This window comes from Arthrobacter sp. NPDC080082 (genome assembly GCF_040686595.1).
Classification (GTDB): domain Bacteria; phylum Actinomycetota; class Actinomycetes; order Actinomycetales; family Micrococcaceae; genus Arthrobacter.
In genome coordinates, this window is record NZ_JBFBKQ010000001.1 from 743,491 (window position 1) to 761,707 (window position 18,217).

General features: G+C 69.6%; 16 protein-coding genes. 6 read left to right on the top strand and 10 right to left on the bottom strand.

Translation table 11 applies throughout. The annotated features are described in order from the left end of the window. Window positions 1–80: 80 nt before the first annotated feature. The gene (locus AB0O44_RS03490; RefSeq protein WP_364134239.1) at window positions 81–2,180 is read right to left on the bottom strand and encodes an ABC transporter ATP-binding protein; all 2,100 of its coding nucleotides are present in this window, start codon (window positions 2,178–2,180) and stop codon (window positions 81–83) included. Beyond that, window positions 2,177–3,913 carry an ABC transporter ATP-binding protein gene (locus AB0O44_RS03495; RefSeq protein WP_364134242.1) on the bottom strand — a complete coding sequence of 579 codons (1,737 nt, stop codon included), beginning with the start codon at window positions 3,911–3,913 and terminating at the stop codon, window positions 2,177–2,179. Before AB0O44_RS03495 ends, AB0O44_RS03490 begins: the two co-directional genes overlap by 4 nt. A 244-nt stretch (window positions 3,914–4,157) precedes the next feature. On the opposite strand from AB0O44_RS03495, the gene AB0O44_RS03500 reads away from it, so the two are divergent. After that, window positions 4,158–4,895, top strand: a complete 738-nt coding sequence (locus tag AB0O44_RS03500) for an MBL fold metallo-hydrolase (protein WP_364134245.1) — start codon at window positions 4,158–4,160, stop codon at window positions 4,893–4,895. Here the strand turns inward: AB0O44_RS03500 and AB0O44_RS03505 are convergent. Next, window positions 4,892–5,911 carry a DUF808 domain-containing protein gene (locus tag AB0O44_RS03505; RefSeq protein ID WP_364134248.1) on the bottom strand — a complete coding sequence of 340 codons (1,020 nt, stop codon included), beginning with the start codon at window positions 5,909–5,911 and terminating at the stop codon, window positions 4,892–4,894. The genes AB0O44_RS03500 and AB0O44_RS03505 overlap by 4 nt on opposite strands. Before the next feature lie 96 nt (window positions 5,912–6,007). Then, window positions 6,008–7,861: an amylosucrase gene (locus AB0O44_RS03510; protein WP_364134690.1), complete on the bottom strand. Its 1,854-nt coding sequence runs from the start codon at window positions 7,859–7,861 to the stop codon at window positions 6,008–6,010. A gap of 276 nt (window positions 7,862–8,137) precedes the next feature. Here AB0O44_RS03510 and AB0O44_RS03515 point away from each other — a divergent pair, with 276 nt between their 5' ends. Beyond that, the gene (locus tag AB0O44_RS03515) at window positions 8,138–8,290 is read left to right on the top strand and encodes a hypothetical protein (protein ID WP_290256312.1); all 153 of its coding nucleotides are present in this window, start codon (window positions 8,138–8,140) and stop codon (window positions 8,288–8,290) included. 19 nt (window positions 8,291–8,309) lie between these two features. Here the strand turns inward: AB0O44_RS03515 and AB0O44_RS03520 are convergent, their stop codons facing one another. The 4 genes from AB0O44_RS03520 to AB0O44_RS03535 all read right to left on the bottom strand — a co-directional run bounded on the left by AB0O44_RS03520 (window position 8,310) and on the right by AB0O44_RS03535 (window position 13,110). After that, window positions 8,310–9,188, bottom strand: a complete 879-nt coding sequence (locus tag AB0O44_RS03520) for an aldo/keto reductase (protein ID WP_364134251.1) — start codon at window positions 9,186–9,188, stop codon at window positions 8,310–8,312. Window positions 9,189–9,334: 146 nt separating this feature from the next. Then, complete coding sequence (locus tag AB0O44_RS03525) at window positions 9,335–10,336, bottom strand: alcohol dehydrogenase (protein ID WP_364134254.1); 1,002 nt, start codon at window positions 10,334–10,336, stop codon at window positions 9,335–9,337. Between the two features lie 180 nt (window positions 10,337–10,516). Beyond that, window positions 10,517–11,956, bottom strand: coding sequence for a C4-dicarboxylate transporter DctA (gene dctA / locus AB0O44_RS03530; RefSeq protein WP_364134257.1), 1,440 nt, complete (start codon window positions 11,954–11,956; stop codon window positions 10,517–10,519). A 59-nt stretch (window positions 11,957–12,015) separates the two neighbouring features. Beyond that, on the bottom strand, window positions 12,016–13,110 hold the full coding sequence (locus tag AB0O44_RS03535; RefSeq protein ID WP_364134260.1) for a PrpF domain-containing protein: 1,095 nt from the start codon (window positions 13,108–13,110) through the stop codon (window positions 12,016–12,018). Between the two features lie 179 nt (window positions 13,111–13,289). Between AB0O44_RS03535 and AB0O44_RS03540 the strand changes: the two genes are divergently transcribed. The 3 genes from AB0O44_RS03540 to AB0O44_RS03550 are packed head-to-tail and all read left to right on the top strand — an operon-like array spanning window position 13,290 to window position 15,366. Further along, window positions 13,290–14,234 carry a LysR family transcriptional regulator gene (locus AB0O44_RS03540; protein WP_364134262.1) on the top strand — a complete coding sequence of 315 codons (945 nt, stop codon included), beginning with the start codon at window positions 13,290–13,292 and terminating at the stop codon, window positions 14,232–14,234. Continuing rightward, window positions 14,231–14,920 (top strand): haloacid dehalogenase type II, encoded by a 690-nt coding sequence (locus AB0O44_RS03545; RefSeq protein WP_364134264.1) that lies wholly within the window; start codon window positions 14,231–14,233, stop codon window positions 14,918–14,920. Before AB0O44_RS03540 ends, AB0O44_RS03545 begins: the two co-directional genes overlap by 4 nt. A gap of 2 nt (window positions 14,921–14,922) precedes the next feature. Next, window positions 14,923–15,366: a YdeI/OmpD-associated family protein gene (locus AB0O44_RS03550; protein ID WP_364134266.1), complete on the top strand. Its 444-nt coding sequence runs from the start codon at window positions 14,923–14,925 to the stop codon at window positions 15,364–15,366. Window positions 15,367–15,406: 40 nt separating this feature from the next. On the opposite strand, the gene AB0O44_RS03555 is transcribed toward AB0O44_RS03550, so the two are convergent. Then, on the bottom strand, window positions 15,407–16,435 hold the full coding sequence (locus AB0O44_RS03555; protein ID WP_364134269.1) for an NAD(P)/FAD-dependent oxidoreductase: 1,029 nt from the start codon (window positions 16,433–16,435) through the stop codon (window positions 15,407–15,409). 120 nt (window positions 16,436–16,555) lie between these two features. On the opposite strand from AB0O44_RS03555, the gene AB0O44_RS03560 reads away from it, so the two are divergent. Then, the gene (locus AB0O44_RS03560; protein WP_364134272.1) at window positions 16,556–17,161 is read left to right on the top strand and encodes an XRE family transcriptional regulator; all 606 of its coding nucleotides are present in this window, start codon (window positions 16,556–16,558) and stop codon (window positions 17,159–17,161) included. 35 nt (window positions 17,162–17,196) lie between these two features. Here the strand turns inward: AB0O44_RS03560 and AB0O44_RS03565 are convergent, their stop codons facing one another. Further along, window positions 17,197–18,117, bottom strand: a complete 921-nt coding sequence (locus AB0O44_RS03565; protein ID WP_364134275.1) for a 2-hydroxyacid dehydrogenase — start codon at window positions 18,115–18,117, stop codon at window positions 17,197–17,199. Window positions 18,118–18,217 lie beyond the last annotated feature (100 nt).

An 18,217-nucleotide genomic window follows, 5' to 3' on the forward strand; every position in this document is an offset into this window, starting at 1 on the left:
CCGATCGGGCCGCCAACGGCATCGGTTGCAGCGCAGTTGATAGTTCTCTCGTGAGCTGCAACCGATGCCTTTCCTATGAGCTAAACCTCCGCCACCGGAGCCGCGAACTGGGCCTCGTACAGGCGCGCGTAGGCCCCGCCGGCCTCCAGCAGTGACGCGTGTGTCCCCTGTTCCACGATCTGGCCGGCCTCCATGACCAGGATGAGGTCGGCGTCGCGGATGGTGGAGAGCCGATGGGCGATGACGAACGAGGTCCGGTCGGACCGCAGCGCGCTCATGGCCTTCTGCACCAGCACCTCGGTGCGGGTGTCCACCGAGGATGTGGCCTCGTCCAGGATCAGCACCGACGGCCGGGCCAGGAAAGCCCGGGCGATGGTCAGCAGCTGCTTCTCCCCCGCGGACACATTAGAACCCTCGTCGTCGAGCACGGTGTCGTAGCCCTGCGGCAGGGACCGGACGAACCGGTCCACATACGTCGCCTTCGCCGCCTCCAGGATTTCGGCTTCCGTGGCCGAAGGCCGGCCGTAGGCGATGTTGTCCCGGATGGTCCCGCCGAACAGCCAGGTGTCCTGCAGCACCATGCCCATCCGCGAGCGCAGCTCGTGCCGGGACATCAGCGCCACGTCCACCCCGTCCAGGGTGATCCGGCCGGCGTCGAGCTCATAGAACCTCATCATCAGGTTCACCAGGGTGGTCTTGCCCGCCCCGGTAGGCCCTACGATCGCCACCGTCTGCCCCGGCTCGGCCACCAGCGAAAGTGATGAGATCAGCGGCTTGTCCGGCGAGTACGCGAAGGACACGTCCTCGAACACCAGCCGTCCGCGCGTCGACTCCGGCGTGACCGGCGCGTCCGGGTCGGTCAGCTGTTCCTCGGTGTCCAGCAGCTCGAAGACCCGCTCCGCCGAGGCCACCCCGGACTGCAGCAGGTTCGCCATCGAGCCCAACTGCGCCAGCGGCTGGGTGAACTGCCGCGAGTACTGGATGAAAGCCTGCACGTCGCCCAGCTGCATCGCCCCGGACGCCACCTGCAGGCCGCCCACCACCGCGATCCCCACATAGACCAGGTTCCCAATGAACGTCATGGCCGGCATGATCAGCCCGGAAATGAACTGCGCGCCGAAGCTCGCCTGATACAGCTCCGCGTTCTTCTGCCGGAACGTCTCCTCCACCTCGCGCTGCCGGCCGAACACCTTCACCAGCGCGTGCCCGGTGTACGTCTCCTCGATCTGACCGTTCAGCTCGCCGGTGTTCTTCCACTGCGCCACGAACAGCTTCTGCGAGCGCTTGGCGATCAGCGCCGTCGTCACCAAGGTCAGCGGAATGGTCACCAGCGCGATGATCGCCAGCGTGGGCGAGAGGATCACCATCATCACCAGCACCCCGGCCACGGTCAGCAGCGAGGTCACCGCCTGGCTGATGGACTGCTGCAGGCTCTGGGAGATGTTGTCCACGTCGTTGGTGACCCGGCTGAGCAGCTCGCCGCGCTGCACGGTGTCGAAGTAGCGCAGCGGCAGCCGGTTGATCTTCGCCTCGATCCGCTCGCGCAGCCGGTACACGGTCCGCTGCACCACGCCGTTGAGGATGTATGCCTGCATCCACATGAACGCGGACGCCAGCACGTACAGCGCCAGCGCCCACAGCAGCACCGAGGACAGCGCCGTGAAGTCGATCCCGGTGCCCGGCGTCAGGTTCATGGCGCCGAGCATGTCCGCCTTTTGGTTTTCCCCCGCGGCGCGCAGCTGGGTGATCAGCTGGTCCTTGGTCACCCCGGCGGGCAGTTGCTTGGAGACGACGCCGGCGAAGATCAGGTTGGTCCCCTCGCCCAGGAGCCGCGGGCCGATCACGGAGAACGTCACGCTGACGACGGCGAGGAGCAGTACCAGCGTCAGCCAGAGCCGCTCGGGGCGGAGTTCGCCCAGCAGCCGCTTCGCGGACGGGCCGAAGTTCATCGCCTTTTCCGCCGGGACGTTCATCCCGGCGAACGGGCCGCCGCGGCCGGGACCGCCGGCCGGTCGGGGAATGCGGAGCGGGGCCTCCTTGCCGGTGCCGGGTCCTCCGGAACCGCCGGGAGCAGGAGTGCCGCCGGGGCGCGGGCCACCCGGGCCGTGCCCGCCCGCGTTGCCGCCGCCGGACCCCGCGCCGCCGCCCGCCGTCGGCGTCTGCGATTCGACCTTGCTCATACCGCCTCCTCCGCCGCGAGCTGGGAGTTCACAATCTCGTTGTACGTCTCCGAGGTCTCCAGCAGCCCCTCATGCGTGCCCTGCGCGACGATTCGGCCGTCGTCGAGCACCAGGATCCGGTCCGCGTCCGCGATGCTGGAGACCCGCTGGGCGATGATCACCAGGGTCGCCCCGGCGGTGTGCTGCTTGAGCGCCTGCCGCAGCCGGGCGTCCGTGGCGGTGTCCAGCGAGGAGAACGAGTCGTCAAAGATGTACAGCTCGGGCCGTTTCACCAGGGCCCGGGCAATCGCGATCCGCTGCCGCTGCCCGCCGGAAACGTTGGTGCCGCCCTGCGAGATGGGCGCGTCCAGGCCGCCCTCCATCTCGCGGACGAAGTCCTCGGCCTGGGCGATGGCGAGGGCCTGCCAGAGTTCGTCCTCGGTGGCGTCGGGCTTGCCGTAGAGCAGGTTGCTGCGGACCGTGCCGGAGAACAGGTATGGCTTCTGCGGGACCAGGCCGATGTGCCCCCAGAGCAGGTCCGGGTGCAACTCGCGGACGTCCACGCCGTCGATCCGGACCGAGCCGGAGGTGGCGTCGAAGAGCCGCGGCATCAGGTTCACCAGGGTGGTCTTGCCCGAACCGGTGGAGCCGATAATCGCCGTCGTCTGCCCGGCGCGGGCCGTGAAGCTGACTTCGGAGAGGACCGGTGCCTCGGCGCCCGGGTAGGCGAATCCGACGTCGCGCATTTCCAGCTCGCCGCGGGCGGCACCGGCGAGGCTGACCGGATGCGCGGGCGGGCGGACGCTGGATTCGGTGCCCAGCACCTGCCCGATCCGGTCCGCGGAGACGGCGGCGCGCGGGATCATGACCGCCATGAACGTGGCCATCATGACGGACATCAGGATCTGCATGAGGTAGCTCAGGAACGCGATCATGGTGCCCACCTGCATGGACCCGTCCTCGATCCGGTACGCGCCGAACCAGATCACCGCCACGGAGGAGACGTTGAGGACCAGCATCACCGACGGGAACGCCAGCGCCATCAGCCGGCCGGCGCGCAGTGCGGTGTCCGTGACGTCCGCGTTGGCACGGCCGAAGCGCTCCGTCTCGATGTCCTCCCGGACGAACGCGCGGACCACGCGGATGCCGGTGAGCTGTTCGCGCAGCACCCGGTTCACCGTGTCGATCCGGGTCTGCATCAGCCGGAACAACGGCACCATCCGGCTCACGATCAGGCCCACCGCCAGCAGCAGCACCGGGACGCTGACCGCGATCAGCCAGGACAGCTGCACGTCCTGCCGGATGGCCATGATGACGCCGCCGATGCTAAGCATGGGAGCGGTGACCATCAGGGTGGCGGACATCAGCACCAGTTGCTGAACCTGCTGGACGTCGTTGGTGGAGCGGGTGATCAGGCTGGGCGCGCCGAAGCGGGTAACCTCCTGCTCGGAGAATTCGGCCACCCGGGTGAAGATCGCCCCGCGCACGTCCCGGCCCAGCGCCATCGCGGCCTTCGCGCCGAAATAGACGGCTGCGATGGTGCAGGCGATCTGCAGCAGCGTGATCATCAGCATCTGGCCGCCGGTGCGCAGGATGTAGTCCGTGTCCCCGCGCGCCACGCCCTGGTCGATGATGTCCGCGTTCAGGGTGGGCAGGTACAGCGAGGCGATGGAGGCGGCCAACTGGAAGACGACGACGGCGAGCAGCAGCGCGCGCTGCGGCCGCAGGTACTGTACGAGCAGTTTCCAGAGCATCCGGTCTCCACTTCTGAAAGCGCCACTCTCAGCGTCCCCACGCGCTGCTGGTTCGAACGCCAGTCTACGTCCGGATGCTGGGCGTGAACCGGGTTCCTCTCAGGGCGGACGTACCGCGGAATCTGGCCGGATCAGGGCGCCGCAGTCGCCCCCATGAAAGACGCCGGGCGTTCGGTGCTTGTGCTCCACGTAGGCCGGGAATAGCCTCCCAACCAGCGGTTCACCACCACACGGGAGGGATTCCATGCTGAGGCAGGTCGCGGAGGGCGTTCTGGTGCACGTGAGCGAGTTCCTTCAGAGTAACTGCGTGGTCGTCCAGGGCCGCGGCGGGGTTCTGCTGATCGACCCCGGCATCACGCGCACCGAACTGGCCGGCCTCGCTCACGACGTCCGCGAGCTGGGCCAGCCCGTCGTGGCAGGCTTCGCCACGCACCCGCACTGGGACCACGTCCTGTGGCACGAGGCCTTAGGCGACGCGCCCCGCTACGGCACGGCCCGGTGCGGGGCTTCGCTTCAGGCCTTGCTGTCCACGGGGGACTGGCAGGACCGCGTGGCCGGTGTCCTGCCGCCCGAGTTCGTCGACGAGATTCCGATGGAGCTGTTCGGGCTCATCACCGGTCTGCCCGACAACGCGTCGCATATTCCCTGGGACGGCCCCTCCATCCGCATCATCGAGCATCGGGCCCACGCCCGGGGCCATGCGGCGCTGCTCATCGAGGACCGCCGTGTCCTGGTTGCCGGCGACATGCTCTCCGACGTCCTGACGCCGTTCCTCGACCTCAACGCCGAGGATCCCATCGCCGACTACCTCGCGGCGCTGCAGCTGTTCGACGGCGTGGCCGACGGCGTCGATGCCGTCATCCCCGGGCACGGCTCGGTGGGCGGAACCGGGGAACTGCGGGAGCGGATCAGCCGGGACCGCGCCTTCGTGGAGGGCCTTCGCGCCGGCGGCGCGCAAGGCTCGCCCGGAAGTACCAGCTAGGAGGCGGGGTCGGCGTCGTGCCGTGCCGGGTGCTGTCCGTCGGTGGCGGCGCGGCCTTCGTGGCCGCCGTCGTTCTTCTTCCCGAAGGGCAGCACCTTGAGCAGCGGCGTCAGGACGGTCATGACCACCAGGCCCCAGGCGAGTCCCAGGACGGCCGAGCACAGGGTGTTCACCAGCCAGGCAAGGAACCCGCCCACCACGGCGACGCCGGCGACGGGGTGTTGGAGGGCGTGGACCAGGTCGTAGGGGCCGTGCCAGCCGAGGTCGTGGGCGCCCTGCAGCATGATGTGCCCGCCCACCCAGAGCATGGCGCCCGTTCCGATGACGGTGATGGTGGTCAGGACCTTCGGCATTCCCCGGACCAGGAGCTCCCCGAAGCGCTTCGATCCGGCGGAGTCCTTGGTCGTCAGGTGCAGGCCGATGTCGTCCATCTTGACGATCAGCGCGACGGCGCCGTACACGGCCGCGGTGATCGCGATGGCGACAGCCACCAGGACGACAGCGCGGACCCACAGCGATTCGGCCGCCACCTCGTTCATGGCGATGACCATGATCTCGCAGGACAGGATGAAGTCGGTGGTGATGGCGCCCTTGGTGACCTTGGCTTCGGCCTCCGGGCCCCGGTCCACCGCCGGGGTGTCCTCATCCGCCTCGTGCTGGCCGCGGAGCTTGTGCCAGATCTTCTCGGCGCCCTCGTAGCAGAGGTAGGTACCGCCGGCCATGAGGATGAACGGGATGATCCACGGGATGAAGGCGCTGATGAGCAGCAGGGCCGGCAGGATGATCAGGAGCTTGTTGCGCAGCGAACCCCGGAAAATCTTCCAGATCATCGGCAGTTCGCGGGACGGGTCCGCGCCGGACACGTACTGCGGGGTCACGGCGGCGTCGTCAATTACGACGCCGGCGGCCTTGGCACCGGCTTTGGCCGCGCCCGCCGCGACGTCGTCCACCGAGGCGGCGGCGATCCTGGCCAAGGCGGCGATGTCGTCCAGCAGGGCGACCAGACCGCCGCTCACCGGGCGCTTCCGGGCTGTCGAGAGTCAGAAGGAAGGTCGCGGCAGCCTCTGTCCAGGCACGTTGTCGGCATCTCCGAAGTATATGCGGGCGCCTCCTCAGACGCGGAGCCAGCGGAGGCCGTGCGGCTCCAGGGTCAAGCCGTCCCGGAGGGTGACCCGTCCGCCGCCGATGAGGTCCTCGGCCGTGTCCGGCATCCCGCCGAGCGTCGCGGCGTCGAGGTGCTGGGCGGTGTCGCCGAAGTTGGCGAGCACCAGGATGGTGGATTCCCCGCCGCCGGCAGTCCCCGGGCGCTGGTAGCCCAGCATGTGCGGGTTGTGGGTGTGGAACGGGATCAGGCGGCCGCCCGCGAACTCGGGGGTCCGCCGTCGCACGTCGATCAGGTGGGTCAGCCCGGCGAAGATCTTCCCGGCGTCCGTTGCCGGGTCCGTCCGTTCGGCGTACCGCTCCGCCGGGTACTCCGGACGTCCCACCCAGCGGCTGTCCTCGGCCTTGGCCGGGTCCTGGCGGTAGGCGTAGTCGTTCAGCTGCCCCACCTCGTCGCCCAGGTACAGCAGCGGGATGCCGCCGGTGCTGAGGACGATCGAGTGCGCCAGCAGGATCCGCGCCACAGCGGAACCGTCACCCGCCTCGAGCCCGGCGAGGGACGCCGTCGTGCCCGAGACGCGGCAGTCCCCGGTGCGCGGGTTGTCCTGGAACGGCACGCCGCGGGCAAAACTGTCCGGGAACCGGTTGACGAAGAAGGCGTTGAGGAAGCTGCGGTGGTCGTGGCCGTTTATGCCGAACTCGGCGGCGTCCTCGTCGGAGAAGGTCCAGCCGATGTCGTCGTGGCTGCGGACGTAGTTCACCCAGGCGGTACCGTCCGGGATGTGGTGGCGGCGTTCCAGCGCCTGGGCCAGCAGGTTCACCTCGCGGGTGGCCAGCGTGTTCCAGATCAGGGCCATCTGCAGCGGGTTGTAGCTGAGCTGGCACTCCCCCGGGCTGATGTACTGCACCACCTCGTCCGGGTGCACGATCGCCTCGGACTTGAACAACAGCGACGGCGCCGCGAGCCTGCACACGGCGTTGAACGCCTGCAGCAGCAGGTGCGCCTCCGGCAGGCTCTCGCACGGGGTGCCCAGCTGCTTCCAGATGAACGCCACCGCGTCCATCCGCACGATGTCCACGCCCTGGTTGGCCAGGTAGAGCATTTCCCCGGCCATGGCGCGGAACACCCGCGGGTTGCGGTAGTTCAGGTCCCACTGGAAGGAGTGGAAGGTGGCCCAGATCCAGCGCCCGTCCTCCAGCTGGATGAAGGAGCCGGGGTGGTCATCCGGGAAGATCTCCCGGACGGTCTCCTCGTACGCGTCAGGCATGGTCCGGTCCGGGAAGATCAGGTAGAAGTCCTCGAAGCCGGGTTCCCCCGCCACGGCCTTGCGCGCCCAGTCGTGTTCGTTGGAGGTGTGGTTGAAGATGAAATCCACCACCAGGGCGATGCCGTTCTCCCGGAGTTCGCGGGCGACGGCGGCGAGCTCGGCCATGGTGCCCAGGTCCGGGTTGACGTCGCGGTAGCTGGAGACGGCGTAGCCGCCGTCCGAGTTCTCCTCCGGGGCGCGGAACAGTGGCATCAGGTGCAGGTAGGTCAGGCCCAGCTCCCGGAAGTACGGGATGCGGGCGCGCAGGCCGGAGAGGTCCCCGGCGTAGAGGTCCACGTAGCAGACCCCGCCCAGCATGCCGTTGGACTGGAACCAGTCCGGGTCCGCCGCGCGGGCCGCGTCCAGGGCCTTCAGGTCAGCTGGCCGGTCCTGCCAGGACGCCGCCGCGTCGAGGACCAGCTGCCGCAGTTCGGCGTCGCCGTCCGGGCCGTAGATCCGCCGGAACAGGGACTCCAGCCGGGGGAATTCGGCGTCGAACCGCTCCTGAAACGCTTCCCAGTCCCGGTCCGTGGTGCCGAGCCGGCGGGCGGCGGCCACCTCGGAGGCCAAGGTTGCGCGGATGCTGTCTCCGGGCACGGTTCCGGGGGAAGTGGTGGGCGGCACGGTGCTCCTTCGCTGCGGTGGCGGCCGACGGCGTGTGCGGCCCTGGAGATAAGGCTGTGGCCTGGGCGCGGCGTTGTCCATCCCGGACCGCGGTCCGGGCGTCAGAATCTGTGGCGACGGTCACGATGGCCGGCCGATCGTCAGCCTGATTACTACCTCCACCGCGCGCCGGTTCGACCCAGCCTCCCCGATGGCGTAGACATGAGGACCATGACCTCTACCCAGACACCGTCTCCGCTGGAAACCCCCGCCGCGGCTTCCGCCCACGCAGCACTCTTTTCCGAACCCGAGGTCGTCACCGCCGTCGTCGTTCCCGGCCTGGATCCGTCCAAGGTCGCCGCGCAGTTCTCCGACCCGCTGTAGCCTGCGTCTGGCGGGCTTCCTAGGTTGAAGCCGGCCAGTCGGACCCCACGGCGAGCCACGCACGGTCGATGGCCGCCAGGGTGTCGGCGTCCAGTGGTCCGCCGGCCACAGCCGCGATGTTGTGCCGCAGGTGCTCCAGCTTGGCCGTGCCCGCGATGGCGGTGTGCACGCCGGGCGCGTACACCGTGAACCGCAGGGCGAATTCGGCCCAGTCCAGGGCCCCGGGGTCCAGCTCGAGGGCCCGGAGCCGTTCCCAATAGAGCTCGGCGTAGTTTCCCACCGGCCGCTCGGGGAACCGCCAGGGTGCGTTTGCGATCGGACGCTTGGCGATGACGCCCAGCTCGGGTTGCTTGCCCACGACGTTGCGCAGGTTCCACTGATCGGCGATGTTGACGCTGGTTTCGATCGCGCCGAACCGGCCCGACTCCGCTGCGAAGGCCAGCGCCTCGTTGTCCCCGCTATAGCCGGCGACGCCGATCTTGCCGTCGGCGACGGCCCGGTCCAGCGTGTCCTGCAGGTCGCCGCGCCGCAGCACGTCGAGCGGGCAGGAGTGCAGGTAGAAGATGTCTAGGCGTTCGGACTGCGTCAGGCGCAACGACCGTTCGATGCTTTCCCGCACGCTGCCCGGCGACCAGTCCCGTTGGCCGTTGATCTTCGGGCCGCCCTTGGTGGAGAGGACGAACTCCTCCCGCCGGTGGCCAAGGTGCCGGCCGATGCGCTCCTCGCTCAGCCCGTAACTGGCCGCGGTGTCGATCAGCGTGACACCCAGATCCAGTGCCCCGTTGAGCACGTCAGCGGCGTCGCGCTCGGTGACGTCGGATTCCCCGATCTGGCCGGCACCGAGCCCCACGATGGAGACATCCAATCCGGTATCGCCGAACGGCCTTTTCTCCAGCATTGTCGCTCCCTTGTCTCCGGCCATGCCCACCCTCGCGGGGTGGGCCGGTCATCAGTCTCGTGGGGAAGCGTTGACGCTCCCCGCCCTCAGGCTATCCGCCGTGCACCGCAGACCGGGCACGGCGGACAGCCTGTGGGACGCCCGTCCTAGTTGGTGGTGAGGACCACGCGGAAGCGGGCCTTGCCGGACATCATGTGGTCGAAGCCCTCCGCCGCCTTCTCCAGCGGGTAGGTCTCGATCATCGGGCGGACCCCGGTGAGGGCGGAGAAGCGGAGGGTGTCCTCGGAGTCCTTCGCGGTGCCGGAGGCGTGGCCGTTGACGGAGCTGCTGCCCATCACCAGGCTGGCCGCGGAAACCTCAAGGTTTTCGTGCGGGACGCCCAGGACCACCAGGCGGCCGCGCGGGGCCAGGCCGCCGACGGTGCCGGACATCGCCGCGGCGTCCGTGACGGTGGCGAGGACCACCTTGGCGCCGCCGAGCTTCTTCAGTTCCTCCGCGACGTCGGACGAGGTGCTGTCGATGTAGTGATGCGCGCCAAGCTCCTTGGCGAACGATTCCTTCTCCGAACCGCGGGCGATCGCCACGACCTCGAAGCCCATCTTCGCGGCGAACTGCACACCCAGGTGGCCCAGGCCGCCCAGGCCGAGGACGGCGACGACGTCGCCCGCGCGGGCGCCGCTGTGCCGCAGGCCGTTGAAGGTGGTGACGCCGGCGCACATCAGGGGCGCGGCCTCCTCGAAGCTCAGCCCCTCCGGGATGGCGGCCAGGGCGTCGGCCGGGGCCACGAGGTACTCGGCGTAGCCGCCGTCGGCGCTCAGGCCGGTGGTCTTGCCCACGGAGCAGGTGATGAAGTCGCCGCGGCGGCAGGAGTCGCACTCGAAGCAGGCGCCGCCGAACCAGCCGACGCCCACGCGCTGGCCGGCTTCCCACCGGGTGACGCCCTCGCCCACGGATTCGACCGTGCCGGCGACCTCGTGGCCGGGGACGCGGGGGTAGGAGGACGCGAAGCCGGCTGCGGCCATGGCGTCGGAGTGGCAGATACCGCTGGCGTGGACCTTGACCAGGACGTGGCCGCGGGGAACCTCGGGGACCTCCCGGTCGACTGTTTCGAAGGAGGAGCCGGGGGCTGCAAACTGGATGGCTTTCATGGGGGTGCCTTTCCATAGTTCTCGATGGCGGCCCGGGTGGGGAGAGCCGGGCCGTTCAGTCATGCGGGGGCACACGGCAGCGGTGCCGGCCGGCCGTCATGGCCAACCGGCACCGCGATAACCGCAGGCCCGTCCGTCAGTTTACGACCGGAGGCTGGGCGTGGGCAGGGTGGAATTTTCCTAGTGAGCCAGTGCCGGCTGCGGCGCCTTGACCGGCTCCGCCGGCTGGCCGGCGCCGGGGGTCGCGACGGCGCCCGCCGGGGCTTCGGTGCCGTGCCCGGCGTCGGCCGCCACGCTGCCGCCCGCAGGAGCTTCGGTGCCGTGCCCGGCGGCGGCCGCGTCGGCGTCGGCCTCCGTGGGAACGAACCCGGCCTTGAGCTCGCGGTGCAGGGTCACGGTGTCCAGCGACTTCTGCCACTTGGCGACGGCGATGCAGGAGACGATGTTGCAGACGGTGCTGGTCAGGGCGCGGGCCTCGCTCATGAAGCGGTCGATGCCGACGATCAGGGCCACGCCGGCCACCGGGAGGGTGGGCATGACGGTCAGGGTCGCCACCAGGGCCACGAAGCCGCTGCCGGTCACGCCGGCCGCGCCCTTGGAGGTCAGGAGCATCATGCCGAGCATCACCAGGATCTGGCCCCAGCTGAGCTGGATGTCGCACGCCTGGGCTATGAACATGGAGGCGAGGGTCAGGTAGATGGCCGTGCCCGAGAGGTTGAAGCTGTACCCGGTGGGGACCACCAGGCCCACGACACTCCGGTCGCAGCCGACGCGCTCCAGCTTGGAGAGCAGCCGCGGCAGGACGGGCTCGCTGGAGGAGGTGGCCAGGACGATGAAGAACTCGTCCTTGAAGTAGCGCAGGGTCTGCCAGAGGCTGAAGCCGGTGATCCGGGCGAGCAGGCCCAGGCCGACGACGACGAACACGATGCAGGCGGCGTAGAAGGCCACGATCAGCATGCCCAGGTTGCCGATGGAGTGCGCGCCGTACTTTCCGACGGTGAAGGCCATGGCGCCGAAGGCACCCAGCGGGGCGACCTTCATGATGTACCCGAAGACCACGAAGAGCATCTTGTTGAAGCTGTTCACCACGGTCAGGGCCACCTGGCCGGGGGCGCCGAGCTTGCTGAAGGCGAATCCGCAGAGCATCGCGATGACCAGGACGGGCAGCACCTCACCGTCGGCGAAGGCGCCCACGAAGGTGGTGGGGATGATGTTCAGGAAGAAGTCCACGGGGTTGCTGCTGGGCAGCTGACTGGTGTACTTCGCGGCCACCGAGGAGTCCAGGTGCGCCGGGTTGATGTGCATGCCGGTGCCGGGCTGGATGATCATCACCGCGGCCAGTCCCAGGGCCAGGGCCACCGCGGTCAGCGCGTAGAACAGGCCGAGGGAGCGGAGCAGTGTGGGCCGGACCTGCTTGGTGTCCGTCAGGGAGGTGATGCCGCCGACGATCGTGCAGAAGACGATCGGGGCGATCATGAACTTCACCAGCTTGACGAACCCGTCGCCGATCGGTTTCAGCCCGGCGCCGAGATCCGGCCAGAGGGAGCCCACCAGGACGCCGAGGGCGACGCCGATGAGGACCTGGACGTAGAGATGCCCGAGGATGGATTTGATCTTCATTGAACAACTTCCTTGCTGAATGCGGCCCTCTCATGATGACAGGGCAACAGGTACGGGTGCTAGGCGGAGATGCCAGATGACCTGGCGACGTCAATATCGGCCGTAGCGAGGTGCCGGGCCGCGCGGTGCAGCGCGACTTCGGTGATGGAGCCGTCGTCCCCGGCGACGACTTCCGTGGTGACCACGCCGGCGGGGGTGCCGATGCGCAGCAGGCGGGAGGTGCCCGGGGCGAGTTCCGGGGCCTGGCGGAGCAGCCCGGCCGGAACGGAGCCGGGCAGGGCCGCGGCCAGGGAGACGGCCACCGCGGAGGTGAGGCCGATGGCCGGGTGCGGGGCGAGCATGGAGAGCATGCGGACCCGCAGGTCGTGGGAGTCCGCGGTGACCAGGGTGCCGTCCGCGGCGGTGTAGTCGCCCGGTTCGTCGACGACGCCGACCTTGGGTACGGCGTTCTGCGGCGGGTCCTCCGGCTTCCGCAGGCCCATCCTCAGGCCCGCCGCGGCCCGGGCCGCCACCAGGGTTCCGAGCTGCCCGGCGAGGTTGCCGGTCATGTCGGAGAGGTCCACGCCGGCCTGGTCGGCGGGAATCAGGACCGCGGGGGCGCCGGCGTCCACCAGTGTTGCCGCCACGGAGCGTGGACCGAGGTCGATGCTGTCCGCCGGGGCGTCGGTGGGCAGGACGGCGCCGGTGCTGCGGCCCCAGGGGCCGTGGAAGGACAGGCTGACGGGGACGCCGACGGCGGAGCTGCCGGGAACCCGGGCCAGTCCGGACTTCGGGACGGTGCCGCCCGGGGTGGGGACGGTGCCGCTGAGCACGGCGCCGGTGTTGAGGTTGCGCATCCGGACCCGGGTGAGTCCGTCCGCGGCGGGGACGATGCCCGTCTGCACGGCGAACAGGGCGATAGCCGTGGCGCAGTTGCCGCAGTTGGAGCCGAGCTCCACGGTCCGGTCCCCGATCCCCACCTGGGCGAACAGGTAGTCCAGGTCCGCGTCCTCTCCGGGGGTGGCCCAGATGACGGCGGCCTTGGAGGTGGTGGAGGTGCCGCCGCCGACGCCGTCGAGCTGCCGGGCGTCCGCCGCGCCGAACGCGTCGGCGAGCAGTTCGCGGATTTCTTCCCGGTTGGTTGCGAACGGGGCGACGTCTTTCGCGTCAAACAACCAGCATTTGCTGGTCCCGCCCCGATACCAGTGGCCTCGCAGTCCCACGGTGTTCTCCTTCATGTGGTGCAGATGGTTCATCGCGCATCCCTGCGCTTCCCTCTCTACGATCCGGCAGCGGAGGCTTCAGCACAATCACGATAAATTCCACACCTATTCACTTTTGCTAAAGTCAGGGAATGGCAAAGCTTGATCTTCACCGGCTCCACCTGCTCCGCGAAGTGCACCGTTCCGGGTCCCTGACCTCCGCGGCGGCGGCCCTGTCCTTCACCACTTCCGCCGTCTCGCAGCAGATCGCGAAGCTCGAACACGAGGTGGGAGTGTCCCTGGTGGACCGGCAGCCGCGCGGCGTTGTCCTGACCGAGGCAGGGCTGGCGCTCGTGGGCTACGCGGACAGCATCGACCGCACCATTGAGGCGGCCCGGGCGGAAATGGACGAGTTCGCCGGGCTCCGCCGGGGACAGCTGCGGATGGGCACCTTCCCCACGGTGGGCGCCTCGCTGATGCCGGATGTGGTGCTGGCGTTCCGGGCCCGGTACCCGGACGTGGCAGTGACAGTGATCAGCGCCCGGCGCGAGGGGCTGCTGGAGTCGCTGCGCCGGCGCGACGTCGAGCTGACCCTGCTCTGGGACTACCCCTGGCAGGAGATCGCGGACGAGGACCTCTCCCTGGTCCGGTTGATGAATGACCCCACCATGCTGCTGGTGCAGCGAGACCACCCACTGGCCGGGAAGAAGTCGGTGCGGATCGAGTCGCTGCGGGACCAGGAGTGGATTGTCCGGGATGAGCACCCGGTGGCGGACGTGCTCCGGCGGGTCTGCCGCGAGGCGGGGTTCGAGCCGCGGATCGCCTTCGACGCCAACGACTACCAGGAGACCCAGGGCATGGTGGCGGCGGGAATCGGGATCGCCCTGGCACCGCAGCTTGCGCTCAGCGCCCTGCGGCCAGACGTCGTCGCCGTCCCCCTTGCCGGCGCCCCGAAACGCCGGATCCTCCTGGCCCAGCTGGCCAACCGCCGGCTCAGCCCCGCGGCGCAGCAGGCCGCCGCGGTGTTCCGGTCCACGGCGAAGCGCCGGGCCGCGGGGCGTATAACGGAGTCACCGGCAACCGAGGAGCAGCCATGACCGCACCGCTTTCCGTCATCGTCTTTGACGTCAACGAGACCCTGTCCGACATGTCGCCGATGGGCGGCCGCTTCGAGGAGGTGGGAGCGCCGGTGGAGCTGGCCCCGCTCTGGTTCGCCTCCCTGCTGCGGGACGGCTTCGCGCTGGCCGCGGCCGGTAGCAACCAGGACTTTGCCGCGATCGGCGCGGCCGTCCTCCGGGAGCTGTTCGCCGGTGCTGAGTTGAACCGTCCGCTCGACGACGCCGTGCAGCACGTGATGGACGGCTTCGGCAGCCTGGGCGTCCACCCGGACGTCCCGGACGGGATCCGGTCCCTGGCAGCCGCCGGGTTCCGGCTGGTCACGCTCAGCAACGGTTCGGTCCGGATCGCCGGGAAGCTGCTGGACGACGCCGGGATCCGGGATTCGTTCGAGGCGCTGCTCTCGGTGGAAGATGCGCCCGCCTGGAAGCCTGCGCGGGCGTCCTACGAGTACGCGGCCGATAGCTTAGGCGTGGAGCCGGGAGAAATGCTGCTGGTGGCCGTGCACCCGTGGGACATCCACGGCGCGGCCCGTGCCGGGCTGCGGACCGCCTGGCTGAACCGGTCCGGCCACGGCTACCCGGCGCATTTCGAGGCGCCGGACATCACCGTCGCGGCGTTGACGGAGCTTCCGGCGGCGCTGGGCTCCTCCCGGGGCATACTGTGATCATGAAATTCACCACCACCATCCAGGGCAGCGCCACAAAAACCGGAATCGTCGTGCCGCAGGAGGTGGTCGACGCACTGGGCGCCGGCCGGAAACCGCCCGTGGTGGTGACCATCAACGGGGCCAGCTACCGCAGCAGCATCGCGGTGATGGGCGGGCAGAACATGATCGGCGTCAGCGCCGCCAACCGGGCCCTGACGGGCGTGGCCGGCGGCGACACGGTGGAGGTCGACGTCGAGGTGGACACCCAGCCGCGCGTCGTCGAGGTCCCGGAGGACCTGGCCGCCGCGCTGGAGGCGGACCCGGAGGCGAAGGCGTTCTACGCGACGCTGAACTACAGCAGCCAGCGCCGGTACGTGGAGCCGCTGGCCGACGCAAAGACGGCGGAGACCCGAGCCCGCCGCGTGGCCAAGGTGGTGGCCGACCTCCGGGCCGGGAAGAAGTAGCTTCCCCGTTAGGGGCGGCTCCCGGCGTCGTCCCCGTTTCCTACCGGTCGCTAACCTCCAGGCCATAGCGCCGCTGCCCCAGCACGGCCTTGAAGGCCGCGTCCTCCGAGGCGGCGGAGAAGGGGCCGAAGCGCCCCTCCACGGCCCAGCGGGTGTCTTGGTCGATGAGATCCGCGTTGATCCGGGCCCCGCTCATGACACCATCGGCTGCCGCGGTGACCACCTGCGCCATCGGGTTCGAGACGTTGCCGGCCGCGTACACGCCGCGGACGGCTGTGGCGCCACCCATCGGATCAGCCTCCACAAACCGGCCGGCCCCCGACGGATGCGGCTGTGACGTCAGTCCAAGGGACTCAAGAAGGTGGGAGCGGGCCTCCAGCCGGGACGCGACCGCCACCGCCTGGACGTCGAAGGAGTGCCCCGAGCCGAGGGTGACGCCCCGCAGGACGCCGTCCGCGGCGTCGACCGAGGCCACCGGTCCGTCAACGACCGTGATGGAGCGGGCCGCCAGCTTTTCCCATTCCTCGTCGGTGGGTTCCACCGTGTCGTTGAGGAACAAGGTGATCTCCGTCGACCACTGGCGGAACAGCAAGGCCTGATGCATGGACAGCGGCCCCGTGCCCAGCACCCCGATCCGTTGCCCGCGGATCTCCCAGCCGTGACAGTAGGGACAGTGCACCACGCCCTTGCCCCACTGCTCCCGAATCCCCTCAATCGGGGGCAGCTCATCGGTCAGGCCGGTGGTGACCAGAAGCCGCCGCCCCGAAATCCGGCGCCCGTCGCCGGTCGTCACATCGAAACCATCGGGGGTGCGCCGGGCCGAGACCGCCTCGCCGTCGATCAGCGTTCCCCCGTAAGAAAGCACTTCCCGCCGGCCGGCGGCCAGCAGCTCGCCGGGCCTGATTCCGTCCCGGGAGAGGAACCCGTGCACGCCCGCCGCCGGCGCATTGCGGGGTGCAGCGGAATCAATGACCACCACCGAGCGCAGCGCCCGGGCCAGGGTGGTGGCCGCGCTGAGGCCGGCCGCTCCGCCGCCCACAATCACAACGTCACATCGCGTGTTTTCCATACTGCTGAGCCTCTCGATCTGTCGCTAAACCTCCCGCCGCCGCGGGCGGGGCATAGCAACAGCCTGATACTCCTGCGCTGAAACTGGCAAAGAAGTTTGCCATTCTGGCAAAATGGGCGCATGACAAACGACCTCGATGCAGTCCTCGGAGCAGTGGGCCCGCGGCTCAAGGCACTCCGCGTCGAACGGAACCTCACCCTCACCGAGGTTGCCGCCGCCTCCGGGGTGTCCGCCAGCACCCTGTCACGTCTCGAAGCGGGCCAGCGGCGGCCTAACCTGGAGCTCCTGCTCCCCCTCGCGCGGCTCTACGGGGTGCCCCTCGATGACATGGTTGACGCCCCGTCCACCGGGGATCCGAGAATCCACCTCAAGCCCATTACCCACGCCGGGATGACGGCCGTCCCGCTCACCCGCCGCCCGGGCGGTTTGCAGGCCTTCAAGATGGTCCTGGAAGGCGACGCCCGCGGGGAGGAACCGGATCCGCGCGTTCACGAGGGCTACGAGTGGCTCTACGTCCTCAACGGCAGGCTGCGCCTGGTCCTGGGCGACAAGGACTTCGAACTGCGCCCGGGCGAGGCTGCCGAGTTCGACACCCACACGCCGCACTGGTTTGCCAGCGCCGACGGCCGGCCCGTGGAGTTGATCAGCCTGTTCGGCCAGCAGGGCGAGCGGATGCACGTCCGCGCCCGGCCGAAGACTGCATCACCCGGGCACGGGCGGGACTAGCCCGGCAGGGGGCTCCTGATGGTTTCCGGTGGGGCCTAGCCGTTCAGCACCACGTTGACGGGCGGTTCGCCGGCCAGCATGAGGTCGATCTGGCGCTGCAGCAGCCTGCCCATGCGGGGGCGCATCGCGGCGGAGGCGCCGCCCACGTGCGGAGTGATGATGACGCCGGGAATCTCCCAGAGCGGGTGGTCGGCGGGCAGCGGTTCGGGGTCGGTGACGTCGACGGCGGCGCGGATACGGCCGGCGGAGGTGTGCTTGACCAGCGCGTCGGTGTCAGCCACCGGGCCACGGGCGATGTTGACCAGCAGGGCGCCGTCGGGCATTGCGGAGAGGAATGCGTCGTCGATCAGGTGCCGGGTGGAGTCGCTGAGCGGGACGCCCACGATCACTATGTCGTGTTCCGGCAGCAGGGCGTGGAGTTCGTCGATGCCGTGGATGGGTCCACGGTTATCGGTCCGGGCGCGGCTGGCCACGCGGGTCACCATGGTCTCAAAGGGCAGGAGCCGGTCCTCGATGGCCTTGCCCACGCCGCCGTAGCCCACGATCAGCACGCGCTGGTCCGCCAGGCTGGCGGTGGGCCGGCCCTCCCAGCGGCGTTCGCGCTGGTTCTGCAGGATGCGGGGGAACTCGCGCTGGCTGGCCAGGATCAGCGCCAGGGTCAGTTCCGCGGTGGAGGTCTCGTGCACGCTGGCGGCGTTGGCGAAGACGTGACCGTCCGGCAGGAACTCCGCCACGCCGTCGAACCCGATCGACTGGCTCTGCACCAGCCCCGTCTCCACGCCGTCCAGGCCGCGCAGCACCGCCGGGCCGCCCATGTACGGCGGCACCACAATGTCGAGCCGCGGCATGGGCGGTTCGCCGGAGAGGTCCCACTCCAGGACCGTGACGTCCGGGTCCGGGGTGAGGTAGTCGCGCAGGGTGGCATCCGGCAGGGAGACAGTGATTTTCCTAGGCATGGCAGCCAGCCTAACCGTACGGTCCGACCACGGCCCGCAGCGTCCGCCAGGCGGGAAGCTGGGAGTTGGCCCACACCTGTCCGGCCGGGCCGCGTGGGGC

What these genes read in the sequence shown, in the direction of transcription:
- AB0O44_RS03490 (WP_364134239.1), bottom strand. Translation starts at nt 2,180, where the DNA reads ATGAGCAAGGTCGAATCGCAGACGCCGACGGCGGGCGGCGGCGCGGGG.
- AB0O44_RS03495 (WP_364134242.1), bottom strand. Translation starts at nt 3,913, where the DNA reads ATGCTCTGGAAACTGCTCGTACAGTACCTGCGGCCGCAGCGCGCGCTG.
- AB0O44_RS03500 (WP_364134245.1), top strand. Translation starts at nt 4,158, where the DNA reads ATGCTGAGGCAGGTCGCGGAGGGCGTTCTGGTGCACGTGAGCGAGTTC.
- AB0O44_RS03515 (WP_290256312.1), top strand. Translation starts at nt 8,138, where the DNA reads ATGACCTCTACCCAGACACCGTCTCCGCTGGAAACCCCCGCCGCGGCT.
- AB0O44_RS03520 (WP_364134251.1), bottom strand. Translation starts at nt 9,188, where the DNA reads ATGCTGGAGAAAAGGCCGTTCGGCGATACCGGATTGGATGTCTCCATC.
- AB0O44_RS03525 (WP_364134254.1), bottom strand. Translation starts at nt 10,336, where the DNA reads ATGAAAGCCATCCAGTTTGCAGCCCCCGGCTCCTCCTTCGAAACAGTC.
- dctA (WP_364134257.1), bottom strand. Translation starts at nt 11,956, where the DNA reads ATGAAGATCAAATCCATCCTCGGGCATCTCTACGTCCAGGTCCTCATC.
- AB0O44_RS03540 (WP_364134262.1), top strand. Translation starts at nt 13,290, where the DNA reads ATGGCAAAGCTTGATCTTCACCGGCTCCACCTGCTCCGCGAAGTGCAC.
- AB0O44_RS03545 (WP_364134264.1), top strand. Translation starts at nt 14,231, where the DNA reads ATGACCGCACCGCTTTCCGTCATCGTCTTTGACGTCAACGAGACCCTG.
- AB0O44_RS03550 (WP_364134266.1), top strand. Translation starts at nt 14,923, where the DNA reads ATGAAATTCACCACCACCATCCAGGGCAGCGCCACAAAAACCGGAATC.
- AB0O44_RS03555 (WP_364134269.1), bottom strand. Translation starts at nt 16,435, where the DNA reads ATGGAAAACACGCGATGTGACGTTGTGATTGTGGGCGGCGGAGCGGCC.
- AB0O44_RS03560 (WP_364134272.1), top strand. Translation starts at nt 16,556, where the DNA reads ATGACAAACGACCTCGATGCAGTCCTCGGAGCAGTGGGCCCGCGGCTC.
- AB0O44_RS03565 (WP_364134275.1), bottom strand. Translation starts at nt 18,117, where the DNA reads ATGCCTAGGAAAATCACTGTCTCCCTGCCGGATGCCACCCTGCGCGAC.